At 43.5% G+C, this 14,591-nt stretch carries 16 protein-coding genes; 7 read left to right on the top strand and 9 right to left on the bottom strand.

Annotation, left to right across the window (positions count from 1 at the left end; genetic code table 11):
- The first annotated feature begins 314 nt into the window (after positions 1-314).
- The 3 genes from VXP95_RS03480 to VXP95_RS03470 all read left to right on the top strand — a co-directional run bounded on the left by VXP95_RS03480 (position 315) and on the right by VXP95_RS03470 (position 3,666).
- Positions 315-1,724, top strand: coding sequence for an FAD-binding oxidoreductase (locus tag VXP95_RS03480; protein WP_064102426.1), 1,410 nt, complete (start codon positions 315-317; stop codon positions 1,722-1,724).
- Positions 1,725-1,865: 141 nt separating this feature from the next.
- Positions 1,866-2,243, top strand: coding sequence for a hypothetical protein (locus VXP95_RS03475; protein WP_064094562.1), 378 nt, complete (start codon positions 1,866-1,868; stop codon positions 2,241-2,243).
- 193 nt (positions 2,244-2,436) lie between these two features.
- Positions 2,437-3,666 (top strand): MFS transporter, encoded by a 1,230-nt coding sequence (locus tag VXP95_RS03470; protein ID WP_064094561.1) that lies wholly within the window; start codon positions 2,437-2,439, stop codon positions 3,664-3,666.
- Between the two features lie 215 nt (positions 3,667-3,881).
- Here VXP95_RS03470 and VXP95_RS03465 read toward each other — a convergent pair whose 3' ends face one another.
- The 5 genes from VXP95_RS03465 to VXP95_RS03445 form a co-directional block, all read right to left on the bottom strand.
- The gene (locus VXP95_RS03465) at positions 3,882-4,184 is read right to left on the bottom strand and encodes a DUF3817 domain-containing protein (protein ID WP_064094560.1); all 303 of its coding nucleotides are present in this window, start codon (positions 4,182-4,184) and stop codon (positions 3,882-3,884) included.
- A 120-nt stretch (positions 4,185-4,304) separates the two neighbouring features.
- The gene (gene yccS / locus VXP95_RS03460) at positions 4,305-6,449 is read right to left on the bottom strand and encodes a YccS family putative transporter (protein ID WP_064095165.1); all 2,145 of its coding nucleotides are present in this window, start codon (positions 6,447-6,449) and stop codon (positions 4,305-4,307) included.
- Between the two features lie 167 nt (positions 6,450-6,616).
- Complete coding sequence (gene sodC, locus VXP95_RS03455) at positions 6,617-7,159, bottom strand: superoxide dismutase family protein (protein ID WP_064094559.1); 543 nt, start codon at positions 7,157-7,159, stop codon at positions 6,617-6,619.
- Between the two features lie 122 nt (positions 7,160-7,281).
- Complete coding sequence (locus VXP95_RS03450; protein ID WP_064094558.1) at positions 7,282-8,412, bottom strand: AI-2E family transporter; 1,131 nt, start codon at positions 8,410-8,412, stop codon at positions 7,282-7,284.
- A gap of 127 nt (positions 8,413-8,539) precedes the next feature.
- The gene (locus VXP95_RS03445; RefSeq protein WP_064094557.1) at positions 8,540-9,184 is read right to left on the bottom strand and encodes a ParA family protein; all 645 of its coding nucleotides are present in this window, start codon (positions 9,182-9,184) and stop codon (positions 8,540-8,542) included.
- A gap of 124 nt (positions 9,185-9,308) precedes the next feature.
- Here VXP95_RS03445 and VXP95_RS03440 point away from each other — a divergent pair, with 124 nt between their 5' ends.
- The gene (locus VXP95_RS03440; protein ID WP_416680912.1) at positions 9,309-9,776 is read left to right on the top strand and encodes a Holliday junction resolvase-like protein; all 468 of its coding nucleotides are present in this window, start codon (positions 9,309-9,311) and stop codon (positions 9,774-9,776) included.
- Positions 9,777-9,803: 27 nt separating this feature from the next.
- Positions 9,804-10,382, top strand: a complete 579-nt coding sequence (locus tag VXP95_RS03435; RefSeq protein WP_416711401.1) for a hypothetical protein — start codon at positions 9,804-9,806, stop codon at positions 10,380-10,382.
- A 15-nt stretch (positions 10,383-10,397) separates the two neighbouring features.
- Here the strand turns inward: VXP95_RS03435 and VXP95_RS03430 are convergent, their stop codons facing one another.
- Complete coding sequence (locus VXP95_RS03430; RefSeq protein WP_416711400.1) at positions 10,398-11,027, bottom strand: class I SAM-dependent methyltransferase; 630 nt, start codon at positions 11,025-11,027, stop codon at positions 10,398-10,400.
- Between the two features lie 190 nt (positions 11,028-11,217).
- On the opposite strand from VXP95_RS03430, the gene VXP95_RS03425 reads away from it, so the two are divergent.
- Positions 11,218-11,781 (top strand): hypothetical protein, encoded by a 564-nt coding sequence (locus tag VXP95_RS03425; RefSeq protein ID WP_191730970.1) that lies wholly within the window; start codon positions 11,218-11,220, stop codon positions 11,779-11,781.
- A 73-nt stretch (positions 11,782-11,854) separates the two neighbouring features.
- Here the strand turns inward: VXP95_RS03425 and VXP95_RS03420 are convergent, their stop codons facing one another.
- Positions 11,855-12,187, bottom strand: a complete 333-nt coding sequence (locus tag VXP95_RS03420) for a HopJ type III effector protein (protein ID WP_064094553.1) — start codon at positions 12,185-12,187, stop codon at positions 11,855-11,857.
- A gap of 173 nt (positions 12,188-12,360) precedes the next feature.
- Here VXP95_RS03420 and crcB point away from each other — a divergent pair, with 173 nt between their 5' ends.
- A complete protein-coding gene (gene crcB, locus VXP95_RS03415; protein WP_416680909.1) occupies positions 12,361-12,741 on the top strand; it encodes a fluoride efflux transporter CrcB in 381 nt (126 codons plus the stop codon).
- Between the two features lie 87 nt (positions 12,742-12,828).
- Here the strand turns inward: crcB and VXP95_RS03410 are convergent, their stop codons facing one another.
- Complete coding sequence (locus VXP95_RS03410; protein WP_004732342.1) at positions 12,829-13,080, bottom strand: type B 50S ribosomal protein L31; 252 nt, start codon at positions 13,078-13,080, stop codon at positions 12,829-12,831.
- A 96-nt stretch (positions 13,081-13,176) separates the two neighbouring features.
- Positions 13,177-14,475, bottom strand: a complete 1,299-nt coding sequence (locus tag VXP95_RS03405; protein ID WP_416711398.1) for an ABC1 kinase family protein — start codon at positions 14,473-14,475, stop codon at positions 13,177-13,179.
- Between the last annotated feature and the right edge of the window lie 116 nt (positions 14,476-14,591).

Here is a 14,591-nt window from a genome sequence, read left to right as displayed (position 1 = left end):
TAGCACAGGAATGGGGCGGTTATACATTTCCTTGATGGCTACAATATCAGCTATTTTTGCAAGTGATAGTAGTGAAAATGATAGAACTGGTTGAATTAAACCATCATTTTCAAAGGTATATTATCAAAATTGTCATTTTTTCAGGGAAACGCCAAAAAATAGCTTATAATATTGCGCCATGCTGTTTAAGCTCCCATTTTTGGTGCTTTAATCAGCATGTTTCGCCTGATTTGTATCCATGTTTTTATGCATAAAAAATGTGCAAATGAACCAGCGAAGTCTTTCTTGTTTAAATCATGCTAGGTCTGCAAACGATGAATGCTCCAGTCGCTTTAACCCCTGAGTTATTGACCCAATTGACTGCAATTGTGGGTGAAAACCGTATTAAAACCGATACGGATAGCCTCCAGAATTGGGGTCGCGATCATACCAAGCACTTTGATCCAAACCCGTCAGTCGTTGTTTTTCCATCCTCAACGGAACAGGTCCAAGACATCGTAAAACTGGCCAACCAGTTCAATGTTGCAGTGACACCATCGGGTGGCCGTACCGGTCTTTCCGCAGGTGCAGTTGCAGCCAACGGCGAGATCGTGGTGAGCATGGACAAGATGAACCAGATTCTGGAATTCTTCCCGGCAGACCGTATGGTACGCGTGCAGGCAGGTGTGGTGACTGAACAGTTGCAGAACTATGCTGAAGAACAGGGCATGTACTATCCTGTTGACTTTGCTTCAGCAGGTTCATCACAAATCGGCGGAAATATCGGGACCAATGCTGGCGGCATTAAAGTAATTAAATACGGCATGACCCGTAACTGGGTACTCGGCCTGACTGTGGTAACCGGTAAAGGTGACATCCTTCGCTTGAACAAGGGCATGATCAAGAATGCAACCGGTTACGCACTTCAACACCTATTCATCGGTGGTGAAGGTACGCTGGGTCTCGTGACTGAAGCGGAAATCAAGCTTGAGCGTCAACCACAAGACCTGCAAGTAATGGTTCTGGGTGTACCTGACTTTGATGCGATCATGCCGTTATTGCATGCCTTCCAGGCGAAAATTGATTTAACCGCGTTCGAGTTCTTTGGTGAACTGGCGATGCAAAAAGTCTTGGCCAATGGTCATGTACAGCGTCCATTTGAAACTGAATGTCCATTCTATGTGTTGCTTGAGTTTGAAGCGCCGTTTGAACCGATTATGGACAAGGCGATGGAAATCTTCGAGCATTGTATGGAGCAGGGCTGGGTATTGGACGGCGTGATGAGCCAAAGCCTTGATCAGGTAGAAAGCTTATGGCGTTTACGCGAAGACATTTCAGAATCTATTGCGCCATTTATTCCATATAAAAATGACATTTCAGTTCTGATCACGCACGTTCCTGCATTCATTAAAGAAATCGATGCGATTGTAAGCGAGAACTATCCTGATTTTGAAATCTGCTGGTTCGGTCATATTGGTGACGGTAACCTGCACTTGAATATCCTGAAACCTGAAAACTTAAGCAAAGATGAATTCTTTGCCAAATGTCAGGTCGTGAACAAGTATGTCTTTGATACCGTGAAAAAATATGACGGTTCAATTTCTGCGGAACATGGTGTAGGTATGACCAAGAAGCCATATCTTGAATATTCGCGTTCTGCGGAAGAGATTGAATATATGAAAGCCCTGAAAAAAGTCTTTGATCCAAAGGGCATCATGAACCCGGGTAAACTTTTCGATCTTTAATTGTTCGAAATTAAAAAAAGCGCATCGAAAGGTGCGCTTTTTTATTGCTGTGTAAATACAGTTACAGAGTCTAAATAGTCTTCGATTCAAAAGCTCGGCATGATGTGTTGGAATAATAATGACAATTTGGGGTTAAACAATATGTTACGAATATTGGCAGTCATAACTTTAGCTTTCGGTGTGATGGGGTCGGGTTGTACCACCACGCAACAGGTCATTGCAAAAGTACAGTCTTCTTCAGATACGCCCTTGGAACAGGTTTTGAAAATGAGACCGGATTTGCGTAAGGAACTGGCGACGGTTGAATTGCGCCAGTTCTTCAATAAGGCGGAGACACCTACCATTGGGCAGGTCAAAGTAACTGAAACCCGTTTAAAGGACGATTCAGTGCGTTCAGTCCAGACCATTTACTATTTTAGCCGTAAAAACGGGAGCTGGAAGCTGGATAATACTGACAGGTCCTATCGTTGCATGCGTGGGGCAAATACCAAAACTTTCCAGAAAGCGGTCTGTCCATAATAGTGTTTGATCTTTAGACAGATTTTGGTTAAAAGCGTATCTAAGTGATGCGCTTTTTTGTTTTGGAAGATTATCTCTACGATCAATTATATTTATTCAGAGCGTTTGAATATCTCATCTGCTAAAATTCCTGCTTTCTATTTTAGATAAAGCTCATTCTGCTTCATCCGGCAGACTGACAATAAAAACTCCCATGCAAAATATCCAGATCCAAAAACTGACCCGTGCCACACTCATGTTCCCGCTGGCACTGGTCTTGTTTGAATTCTCCGTCTATATCTGTAATGACCTGATTCAGCCGGCCATGCTGGCGATTACCCGTGATTTTGGCGTGAGTAGTTCATGGGCACCATCCTCCATGTCCTTTTTCCTGTTGGGTGGGGCATTTGTCGCAGCGATTCTGGGACCTTTGTCCGATCGTCTTGGACGTAAAACGGTACTGCTTGGTGGTGTGGCATTTTTTACCATCAGCTGTCTGGCTATTTTATTAACACCCAATATCGAAAGTTTCTTATTTCTGCGCTTTTTACAGGGCTTTGGCCTGTCCTTTATTACCGCTGTAGGTTATGCCGCCATTCAGGAAAGCTTTGAAGAACGTGATGCCATCAAAGTCATGGCACTGATGGCCAATGTGTCTTTGCTGGCACCCTTGCTAGGACCAGTGCTGGGTGCCTTTATGATTGATCACATCTCCTGGCATTGGGGTTTTATCGGGATCGCATTTCTTTCATTTCTGAGCTGGTTCGGCCTGAAAGCTAAAATGCCAAACCTGAACGTCAGTATTCCCAGACAGCCGGTCAGCTATATTCTGGATGACTTTAAACAGGTTCTAAAAAATAAACGCTTTGTGATCATGACTGTAGCCTTGCCTTTGGTAAGTTTGCCTTTGATGTTATGGATTGCCTTGTCACCGGTGATTCTGGTCGAGCAATTTGGATTCAGTAGTGTGCAATATGGTCTGGCGCAGTTTCCAGTCTTGGGCGGCCTGATTGCAGGTAATCTGATTCTGCTGAAAATTATCGATAAAATGCCGCTGGGTAAAACCGTATTATTGGGTCTGCCACTGATGCTGTTGGGTGCCGGTTTATTGATGCTGGGTTTATTGATTCCAGAGTATTTTGTTCATTGTCTGATTATCGGCACCACTTGTATCAGTCTAGGTGAGGGGGTAAGTTTTTCGGTACTTTACCGTTTTGCACTGATGTCTTCAGAAGTGTCCAAAGGCACGGTGGCCGCGACGGTTTCTATTATCCTGATGCTCAGCTTTTTTGTGGTCATTGAAGCAGTAAGAATGGCATATGAAACCTACGATATCTGGGCCTACTGTGCTGCCTCTTTGATTCTGATTGCACTCTGGTTTACTTTGCCACGCATGCAACTCAAACAGTTAATGCTGGAAAGACAGGAGCGTGGAGAGTTTTGATTTTTTAAAATTTATTTTTTGCTTAAAGATTATTTTCTAAGAAATTTACCTCTCCCTAGCCCTCACTTGCGCTTCGTTTTAAAAGCGGTACTTTAAAACTTGCTTAGGAGAGGGAATTTTCATTAAATTTAATGGTTTTTAGAATTAATAATGAAGAATAGATAGATATTGAAGGTCCTCTCTCCCTGTGGGAGAGAGTTAGAGAGAGGGAGCAATTAAGCTTCTTCCGCTACCGGTAGCTCTAGCTTCTTCAGTTTCATATCAAATAGGAATGGACCGAAAGGCAGAATCGAAGCGATTAAACCCATCACAAACATGCTGAGAGACCATTTCTGTTTTTCACATACCGCGAATAAAACCACCAGAAATAGCACAAACAGTACCCCATGCCCCATACCGACATATTTGACCAGAATCGGATTATCCATCATATATTTCACTGGCATCGCGATAAATAACAGCAGCAGGAATGAAATCCCTTCAAGCAAACCGACCAGACGCAAAGTTTTGATGTTCATAATACATATTGATTTAACCAAATTAGTTTTGAGTGTACCGAATATCACCTGAATATTGAATCTTAATAATAAAGATATATTCAATATTTTTAATAAGTTATAACCAAGTAAAGCAGTTGGTTATTTAATCTCGGCACCTAGTAATTCATGACGTAATTTTAGTAATTCCGGTAAGGTTTCCAGCAATAAACTGATCTGTTTCAGCACCAAAAGCAGATGTGCTGAGAGGTTTTCCTGTGTACTTAAGCGTTGAATTTCTGCCAGTTTATGATCAATGTCATAGGTATCTAAAGGCTGTTGTTGCAGCAATACCCCAGTTAAGGTTTGCTTGCACCAACGCATTAAATCCAGAATTTGTGTATCAGTAACCTGCTCACGGTGACTCCCCAATGCTGCAATATAACTGAGCTGGCTATGGCTATAGACCAGATAGCGAAAGGCACTTTTAACCAGTTGCGGATCTGGATTCGGTTCGGTGCTCAGGCTTGAAATCATGCTGGATAAATCAATCTGTGCATTGTGGGCCAGACGCCGTGCAGTCCGGTAAGCAATACTGTTATCTTTACCGTTTTGATATTGTTCGACCACTGCAGCAAAATAGTCCAGTGTAGCAAGCGATGATTTTTTAATATTGCTAGAAATATTACGAAAATTCCAGTCAGGCCAGATCCAGCTTACTGCCATCCATGCAATCAGACAGCCTATGAGGGTATCAATAATACGCGGTAAAATAATGGCATAACCGGCACCTTTCAGGTTAAAAATCAGGAGTACCATCAGGGTCGCCATGAGAGTGGCCATGGCATATTTTTTGGAACGTAGATAGAAAAAACCGACACCAAAAATTACTGTCAGGAGTAACTGACCTTCGACACTTGGCACAAAATACAGAATGGGAACGCCCAGCATGACCCCCAATAATGTTCCTAGGGTCCGCAATTTGAGCCGGCTTTTGGTGGCAAAATAACTGATCTGACAGACAAACAGGCTGGTCAGTAAAATCCAGTAGCCATTTTTCGCAAAGGGCAATAATGAAATGGCATAGCCGACTAGAAACACAATGGCAATCCGCACCGCATGCCGAAAGAGTGCCGATTGCGGACTCAAGTGTGGTTTGAGTTTCAGCCAGAGATCTGTGCTATCGCGAATATCATCATCAAACAGGCTCAGGTCATCAAAATGCTGCTGATAGCGTGGCTTATACAGTGCCTGTTGATCATGCAGGTGTTGTAACTGCTCATGTACACTCAGCAGATTGGCCAGAATAAGCTGTAAATTTTTAACTTCAATATTCTGTGGGTGTTGGGCAATCCAGTCCTGCATCGATTCCTGTAAATGTTTTAATGCCAGTTCATCATCTGCAGACAGATAAAATTTTTCATTGCGCAGCACACAGCCTGCCAGATGCTGACAGGCAAGGGCTTGCAAGCGGATATTTTTTTGAATCCGGAAAATCAGGTCAGTGCGGCTAAAATGCTGTTCGATCTGTTCATAATGCAGATAATTGGCTGTGGCCTGTTCATGAATATCCTGCATCAGAAAATACAGATTCAGCCAGTAAATGGTATTGCGATTGGCACGCGATGCTTTGAGTCGGGTCAATAGCGAATCTTTGCTGCGGTTAAAACTCTGAATGACTAAAGTATTTTTAAGGGACAACTCATAGAGCAGGTTTTCAACATTCGGATGCTGGTCCGGATCAAACAGTTTGGCTTTACTCAGCAGTAAATCCGACATGTGCTGCAAGCTTTGTGCGAGATTTTCCTGAACCTGCAAGGTAGGACGCAGCAGAAAAAATAGAATAGACGTCAGGCCGTACCATAGTGCTCCAATGACAAAATAAAGCGGCTGTTCATACCAGTGCTGATATTCGCCCAAGCCGAACATGGTATAGATTGACAGTAAAATGGTGCCAAATGAAATTGTGGCATAACGTTGGCCTAAGGCACCCATTAGAATAAACAGCGCACTCGATAGCGATAGCCACAGTGCAAACCAGAATTTATGTGGAGCAAGAAATTCCAGAATGCTGCTAACACTAAAAAACAGAATGATGACCAGTAACAGGTTGCGCAAACGCAGGCTTAGCCGGTCATCAAAATCAGTCAGTGCCGTGGCAATTGCTCCTAAAGTTACTGGAACGATCAAAAACTCATAACCCAGAAATTTCAGACCGAAAGTAGTACCTAAAAACACCAGCAGGATCTGCAGGCAATAAGTTATCAGCGCACTGGACTGAAAGGGCAGCAGGACAGGTTTTATAATTTTAACAAAAGTAGCAGTCGCAGGTCGGGCAGCATTCACAGGGACAGGATCCGGAAAGTAAAAACGCAAAGTTCTGAATGCAATTTAGACGCCAAAATAAAAGAAAAATCCATGAAAAAACGAGCATATTGCCCGTTTTCTCTATTTGGTCATTGGCATGAGGGTATTTAGATCACACCACAGGCAATACGTTCACCGCCGCCGCCTAATGGTAATGGGGTGTCGGAATAGTTGTCCCCACCAGCATGAACCATAATGGCACGACCCTGAACATCAGCCAGTTTCAGGCGTGGTGCAAGCAGGGTGACACGCGCAGTTCCATCAGTCTTAACTTTCAACGCTGGTAAATCGCCTAAGTGACCGGTTGTTGGCGTACCGTGATGTGGTGCCTGATTCGGATTGTAATGGCTACCTGCTGCCAGTGCTGCACCCATCTTGCCATCTTTCATTGCAGGTGCACATGATCCATTTTCATGAATATGGAAACCGCGCTCACCTGCAGGAAGCTGTTTCAAGTTGGTGCGAATGACCAGACCAGCTGGGCTGTCACTGAGTAATACGGTACCAATCTCTTGGCCTACACCTTGAGCAGTTACTGCATTTAAAGTCACTGCTCTGACCACTTCGTTTGATGGAGAGGTTGAGGCACAACCGGTAAAAAGTGCTGCGCTTAATGCGCAAAGTGTCGTAATTTTAAACAATGAAGACATGATTCTGGCATCCTGATCTTTATTCTGTTTGGTGAAATCATTTAAACAGAGCAAGACCAGAAGCTCTATATAAAATCAGTACTTAAATGTTTTGTTTTGTTTAAGTCGATTAAATATATGCTTCAAGGTGCTTTGGGTGGTGTCTCTTTTGTTTCCGGATCAATCTCATGTGCCAGGGTCGCTTTAGGCATCATTAATGGTTCATTTATATTACTTTCATGTAACCATTCACGCCAGATAGCCAGGAGTACAGCCAGAATCACCGGGCCAATAAATACCCCCACCAGACCGAAGCTGGCAATACCGCCCAGCACTCCAAACATGATCAGCAGGAAAGGAATCTGCGTTGCACCAGAAATTACCAGGGGACGAATGACGTTATCGGCGGTACTGACCACACAGACACCCCAAACCATGACTCCAATAGCTTCAATGGTTTGTCCTTGCGAAAACAGCCACAGTGCGACCGAACTATAGGCAAGAGGTGGACCGAAAGGAATCAGGGCAAAAATAAAGGTCACAATGGTTAAAACCATCGGATTTGGAACACCTGCAACAAAATAACTCATACCTGCCAGCAGAGCCTGGGCAATTGCAGTTAAACCGACCCCATAGACCACCGCTCGGGTAGTGGCAGAGATAGTAGAAAAATAATGATGCACACGTGGTCCGACCACCATTTCAAAGGCTTTACGCACCTGATTTAAAATGGTCTGACCATCACGGTAGAAGAAAAACAGCGAAAGTATGGCAAAACATAATTTAAATATATTTTTGCTGACTTCGTTCAGTACCACTTTGCCATAATTCAGATGACCTTGAATCCAGGTCGATACCGACAGCGCGATACTCTGCGGATCGGTATTGATTTCATTTAAGGTCCGGCTGATCTCCTTGCCGACAATCGGAAGTCCACGAATAAAATCAGGTACATTCAGATGACCGGAAAAGACCTGTCGCTGCAATTCCATATACAGGTTACGGCCTTCATGCTGCAACATGAAAATAGCAAAAATAAACGGAAGACCGAATACCAGAATCACGGCCAGAATCATCAGGGTCGCACTCAGTGTCGGGCGATTGCCACACATACGTAACACTGATTGATACAGGGGCCAAGTCATATAGGCAATAATTGCCGCCCAAACTACAGGAATGATGAAATACTTGAGTATATGAAAACTCAAAAAAATCAGGATAAAGAACAATCCAAATAATAAGACTTTTTGTAATATAGGCGCGTATTGTTGCACTGAATTTAATGACTCATTTTTAGGTCGTGTTCAGGCATATTAACTGAAAAAAAAGCGATCGAAAATGCTGCATTGCCAAGTAGCGTGATTATTTTCCAAGAGCTGCAGCCTGATTCAGTCTATTGACTCAAAACCATTGACTTGGATCATCAATAATCGCATTTAGTACCGGTTGCCATTGATCCTGCAGTTCCCGGTAAATTTTTTGTTGTTTATCAAAGACTGAAAGACCTTCCATCGCTAAACGGCTATAAGGGGCGCGTTCCGAAATCCAGGCCACCGGCTGTTGGTCGATTTTGTCAAAAAATTGTTGTATATCCTGATTGCTGGCTGCATTTGCTTTGGTGCGATTGGCCAGAAGCAAAATTTCGACCTTGCCTTTGCGGATACGTTTAATGTCCTGTAAATGTTTGAGAAAACGGCGGGTTGAATCGATATCAAAAAAAGAAGGCTGGATCGGGATGATAATCGCATGTGCTTCACTGACCAGCTGTTCCGCATGATCGTCACTTAACGCACCTGGTGCATCAATAATCAGGTATTCAATCTGCTTGGGAGCATCACCAATGGATTTGCTATTGCGCCAGTCCAGACTTTGAATAGGTGCCGCCTGTGCCGGGCGGTGCTTAAGCCATTGCAATGTGGATTTCTGGTTGTCGGCATCGGCCAATGCCACTGTATAACCCTTTTGTGCGAGTGCTGACGCCAAACTAATGGCTGTCATGGTTTTACCACAACCGCCTTTCTGATTCGCAACTAAAATTGTTTTCATGACTCAAGGTGATTTTATTCTGTTCCAGCCTAGCATATCATTCTTTTCAAGTATGCAAATGGCCGATATCCTCAACTTCAGTCGAATGCGATGTTATAAAAATCAAGTAAATTAGGAAGATTGAATGTCCATATGGATGGCCATGCTGATTGGCGCATGTATCGGGGTGGTATTGACCACTATTATTTTAAGTCAGACACGCAACGGACGGATCAAGGCCGAATATGAGCAGTATATCGCCGAGCTGGAACTGGAGCATCAGCAATCCCTGATTGCCGCGCAAAAGCGCAGTGTAAATACTAGCCGTGCCGTTCTCAAAGGCAAAATGGCGGAACAGCTCGCACCGATCATGCCGGAATTTCAATATCTGCCGAGTGATGCTAAGTTTCTGGGCGACCCGGTAGATTATGTGGTCTTTGATGGCTATACCGATTTTCGTGACGGGGAAGGTGCAGCCGAAGATATTGAAGTCGTCTTGATTGATATTAAAAGTGGGGGCGCACGTCTGACCAAAGGCCAGCAAGCCATTGCCCGAGCGATTCAGGAAGGACGGGTACGTTTTGAAACTGTTCGGATTGATTTTGAGGATTAATCTAAACCTCATGCAGAATAAAAAATTATGCAAAAACTACTGATTACTGCGCTGCTGTTTATGCTTGGACTTTGGGTCTGGAATGAGTTTTTCCGCGCTATTCCACATCTACAAGAAAAAGGCGTACTTAAAAATTTTAAAGTAGAACCGGTCAAGCATATTTCAGAAACCTATATTGTGCATGATCAGCGCTTTGTAAAACCCAAGCGTCGGGTTCTGCATCAGGCGAGTCCTGTGGTGGGGAGTTTTAATGATCTGGCCTATCTCAGCAATATTGATGTGCTGTTGCTGACTCAGCCGCTGCCAGCCATGCAGGCAATATTGGAGTTTGATGAAGCAAAACGCTGTTATCAGGTTGAAGGACAAATCAGCGAGGTGGATCGTAACTTCATCAATACGCATGTGCAGCATTTCAGTCTGATTGCTGCCACTGAAAAAATTGCCGATCAGATTCGCCGGTTAAAACCAAGACAGAAAATTACTCTTAGTGGTGATCTGGTTACCGTTCATTCAGGTACGACTGGACAAGAATTCACGGTGGGTACAGGTTCTAAATATCGTGGCGATTGTCAGTTACTGCGAGTGACTCAGATTCAACATCACTAAAAAGATCAGAGGGAGTTAGCCTCTTGACTTACGCAGTCGAGCCAACAGCATATGCTGACCAACCTTGGGTAGACCTGCCGCATCAATATAATTCAAGCTTTCTATTTCAAAACCGGTTTCCAGCAAGGCATTTTCAATATCGCGGTTCAGATGACAGCCATCTGCGACTTTCTTTTGAATAGGAGTAAGTAAATGTTGCAGTCGCTGGATATTTAAATTTTGCCGATTCAGCACATGTTCGACCACATGTAAAGTACCACCCGGCTGTAGCACCCGATAAATTTCCTTTAAGCTCTGTTCGAGATCTGGAATACTGCAAAGTGTCCAGGTTGAAACCACATGTTGCAGGCTATTCGCTGCAAAAGGCAAATTTTCTGCGCTGGCCTGAATATGCTCAACCGGAAACGCAGCCTGCTGAATCCGCGTTTCTGCCAGTTTGAAAATATCAGCATTCGGTTCCAGCGCATAGAGCTTGTCAACCAGTTGATAAAAAGGCAGATTCAGCCCGGTACCGAAACCAATTTCCAGCACTTCATTTGACACCCCCAAGAGCAATTCACGGCGTAAGTCCATCAAAGCCGGGGTTTGCATGACCTGATTTAAAAGATGTGGAAAGATATGTTGTTGATAAATTTTATACAGCATCCAGGCCATTTTAATGAGATGGGAATTTGTTCTAGCTTAACTGAAAATAAAATAATAGGCATATCCCGAGCTGACTAAATTCGTTCAGTTTGTTACCAAGTTCAACTGTTTATTCATTAAAAAATACGTAAGATCAAGGAAGATATCCTTAAAACGTTTAAGCAACTTGATTAGGATTAGATTAAAAATTATGTTCAAACACTTTAAACATTATGCTTTGCTCGCCAGCCTGTTACTGCCTATTTCTGGCTACAGTTCTGTTGAGCATAATATTGCCAAAGGTTTGCCTCCTGTGGTCAAAGGTCAGTCAATTTCGGTCTTGCAGCCTTTTAAAGGTGATTTCCGTATTTTGGGTTCTAAGGTTTATAGTTCTGATCCGCAAGCCAAATTCTCTCCGATTGATTATGCAGTCAGTTGGGGGTTATTTGCTGAGCCTGAAATTGCCCGGCATATCACCGTGAATCAATATGATCGTTATTTAAACTGGAAAATGGATCGGGTACCGGTACCGGTAGAACAAGCCAAGCAGATGGTGTCCAATATGCATATCATTCCCGCCAATCCTGAAATTGCCAAGGCAATCAAAAAGGTGAAGCGTGGCGATCTGGTGCGTATGCAAGGGGAGCTGGTTGAAGTGCGTGACAAAGATCTGGTCTGGACATCTTCTTTAACCCCGACCGATACGGGTGATGGTGCTTGTGAAGTTTTCCGCGTCAGTTCCATTCAGTGGATAGAAAAAGTTGGTAAGAGCTAAACAGACATCCAGCATACTGCTGAGATGCCTAAAAAAACCGTTCCTATGAACGGTTTTTTTATCTGTTGAAGACTTATTTTGCAATTAGGGCCTGACCTTCAAAGGTAATTCCATCCCACCCATTAAGCATAAACTGGCGGATATTCTGATGATCGGTCGACTCTGGCGTCGCCAGTACAGCAGCATAATGCTCAGCAAACAGGCTTAAGGTCTGTGCCTGATCCAGACCATTGAGTTGTGCAAAAGAAAAGACTTTGGCGCTGCCCTGGTTTTCTGTAGCCGTATTATTTTGCTGGCCATTTTTAAATGCAGTTGGTGTATGCGTATAGCGCGAGTCAATATATGCAATCACATCTGCAAATTTTGCTTCGCCTGCCGCTAACTGGGCCAATAAATCCTGTGCCATGCTGTTTTTCCTGTGCCATTCATGAAAATTCGATGCGATAAATATAGCAATTTTCTTGCGAAGTTCCATGGTATTTAATTGATTTTCCGTTCAAGATAATAGTGAAAATTATCCATGTTGAGTTTAAAAATTTGGATAAGATAAACTTGATCAATAAATAGATAGGAAAAAATATGGGCTGGCTTTGGGTGGCAATGGGTGGGGCAGTCGGTGCCAGTCTGCGTTATGCAGCAGGACTTTGGCTGTTTAAACCACAAATGCAGTTTCCTTGGCCCACCTGGTGGATCAATATTCTAGGCTGTTTATGTGCGGGGATTTTTTTTGCCTGTAGCCAAAAATATCCAATCCTTCAACAGGAAGCTCGTCTGTTTTTAATGGTGGGAATTCTCGGTGGTTTTACCACATTTTCCAGTTTCGGTCTGGAAAGTTTTTTGTTGTTCAAGCAAGGGGCTATGGGTCTAGTGGTATTATATGCATTATCCAGCTTAATCATCGGCATTATAGTTCTGGCGCTGGGCTTTTATTTAACGTCATGGATGCTATCGCACAGTTAAAACGGACATAAAAAAGTCAGGAAACTGGAGGTTATTTCCTGACATAAACCACGATTCGAAGATTGAGATAATCGACGGTTTTCATTTTTAACCACGTTTAAAGCGGCCAAAACGTTTGTTGAAGCTTGCCACACGACCTTCATTACTGGTCTGACGTTGCTCACCCGTATAGAAAGGATGAGAAGCGCTTGAAATATCTAGTGTTACATAAGGGTATGTTTTACCTTGATATTCTTTAGTCTGACTGGAGTTCATGGTACTGCCAATCACAAAATAGGCATCGGCATTGGTATCATGGAATAACACTTCACGATACTCAGGGTGGATATCTGAACGCATATCTAAATTCCTCTTGATTATTGATCAAATGTTATAATGTAACATTTACGCTTTCAAGTAATTTAGGGTTACAACGCGTAAGCCAGTCGCCTCTATTTAGCTGCGACTGGGTACGAGCTCTTCAAATACATCACTTAAATCATCATTTACTTTAAGATGAATCAGGTTCCAGTACTGCCCTGAAATCGTCCGGTTCACCATTAAGGTATCTGGAGAAGGTTTAAACACATCCCAGTATTTTAAGGAAGGTTTCAGCAATTCCATACCATCATGATGCGCTGAGTTTTCGGCGAAATCATAGTGGGTGACTAAAGGACGCATGAGTACTTCCAGCCATTGTTCATACAATTCTGTCGGGAATTTTCCGGTCTCAGTCAAAGAATGCAGTGCATCCAGTTGTTGTTCGATTACGGGAATATTCTTTTCGCGCGCAGCTTGAATCAGTTCCCTGAAATGTTCAATAACTTCTGTCGACAAGGTCTTGACGCCGCCATAATCATAAACAATCACAGAACCATCCTCACGGAAGGCGAAATTGCCAGGATGCGGGTCACAATGAAAGCGTTTTAGATAGAAAATTTCCTGACCAATGGCACGGAATAAACGGCGTCCCAAAGCATTTCGGGTCTCGAGTGGCCAAGTGCTAGCGATTTCAATACTTTCACCAAGCTCTTGGCTCAAAGTCAGAATATGCCGTGAAGAGTATTCATGAAACACTTTCGGAATTATAATTTTACTGTCCAGAGATTCATGGAAAGTCCGGGCGATTTCCAGATTCTGCGCTTCGATTTCATAGTTCAGCTCATTGTCCAGACTCTGCTGAATTTCCTTAAACAGCTGATCCTGAAGTTTACGGTCAATCTTTAACACGCCCATCATGCGCAGTGCCAGACGAACTTGTTTCAGGTCGCTTTCGCAGGCTTCATCTACCCCAGGATACTGTACTTTGACCACAACTTGCTGGCCATCTGGCAGGATCGCTTTATGTACTTGGCCAATCGAGGCTGCAGCAAATGACTGTTCATCAAAGTGCTGAAAAAGCTGTGCTAAGGGTTTACCCAGTTCTTTTTCTACCTGTGCCTGAATTTCCTTAAATGGCATGGGGGGTGCCTGACGTTGTAACTTGGCAATGGCTTTGGCGACTTCGGGCGGGAAAACGTCTTTATATTGCGAGGCAATCTGGCCGACTTTCATGACTGCGCCTTTCATCTCTCCCAAGGTATCTGCAATCTGTACCCCAATATCCTGAAACAGTTTGCTGCGCGCAGTATTTTTCTGCTCTTCATCGGCAGTTAGATTTTTAATGGAATTGGAGAGGGTTTTACCTGCAATACTTGCGGTCATTCCGGCAAGTTTCATAAAGCGACGACCGGGTGTGCTAGCCGTTTTTGCCATGCGAGATTCCTTGAAACCAAAAATGAACGGATGTATTTGATCATAGGTGACAAAGGTTGAATTGCCTAGATCTAATTGTAGAGGTTGTGTTGTGATTTCCTTCAGCTTCTCCATGT

This window comes from Acinetobacter sp. 226, assembly GCF_048147925.1.
Taxonomy (GTDB): domain Bacteria; phylum Pseudomonadota; class Gammaproteobacteria; order Pseudomonadales; family Moraxellaceae; genus Acinetobacter; species Acinetobacter pecorum.
This window is presented reverse-complemented; position numbering and strand designations above follow the sequence as displayed.

What these genes read in the sequence shown, in the direction of transcription:
- VXP95_RS03405 (WP_416711398.1), bottom strand. Translation starts at nt 14,475, where the DNA reads ATGGCAAAAACGGCTAGCACACCCGGTCGTCGCTTTATGAAACTTGCC.
- VXP95_RS03470 (WP_064094561.1), top strand. Translation starts at nt 2,437, where the DNA reads ATGCAAAATATCCAGATCCAAAAACTGACCCGTGCCACACTCATGTTC.
- crcB (WP_416680909.1), top strand. Translation starts at nt 12,361, where the DNA reads ATGGGCTGGCTTTGGGTGGCAATGGGTGGGGCAGTCGGTGCCAGTCTG.
- VXP95_RS03410 (WP_004732342.1), bottom strand. Translation starts at nt 13,080, where the DNA reads ATGCGTTCAGATATCCACCCTGAGTATCGTGAAGTGTTATTCCATGAT.
- VXP95_RS03435 (WP_416711401.1), top strand. Translation starts at nt 9,804, where the DNA reads ATGCAAAAACTACTGATTACTGCGCTGCTGTTTATGCTTGGACTTTGG.
- VXP95_RS03445 (WP_064094557.1), bottom strand. Translation starts at nt 9,184, where the DNA reads ATGAAAACAATTTTAGTTGCGAATCAGAAAGGCGGTTGTGGTAAAACC.
- VXP95_RS03480 (WP_064102426.1), top strand. Translation starts at nt 315, where the DNA reads ATGAATGCTCCAGTCGCTTTAACCCCTGAGTTATTGACCCAATTGACT.
- VXP95_RS03475 (WP_064094562.1), top strand. Translation starts at nt 1,866, where the DNA reads ATGTTACGAATATTGGCAGTCATAACTTTAGCTTTCGGTGTGATGGGG.
- VXP95_RS03465 (WP_064094560.1), bottom strand. Translation starts at nt 4,184, where the DNA reads ATGAACATCAAAACTTTGCGTCTGGTCGGTTTGCTTGAAGGGATTTCA.
- VXP95_RS03420 (WP_064094553.1), bottom strand. Translation starts at nt 12,187, where the DNA reads ATGGCACAGGATTTATTGGCCCAGTTAGCGGCAGGCGAAGCAAAATTT.
- sodC (WP_064094559.1), bottom strand. Translation starts at nt 7,159, where the DNA reads ATGTCTTCATTGTTTAAAATTACGACACTTTGCGCATTAAGCGCAGCA.
- VXP95_RS03440 (WP_416680912.1), top strand. Translation starts at nt 9,309, where the DNA reads ATGTCCATATGGATGGCCATGCTGATTGGCGCATGTATCGGGGTGGTA.
- VXP95_RS03425 (WP_191730970.1), top strand. Translation starts at nt 11,218, where the DNA reads ATGTTCAAACACTTTAAACATTATGCTTTGCTCGCCAGCCTGTTACTG.
- VXP95_RS03430 (WP_416711400.1), bottom strand. Translation starts at nt 11,027, where the DNA reads ATGCTGTATAAAATTTATCAACAACATATCTTTCCACATCTTTTAAAT.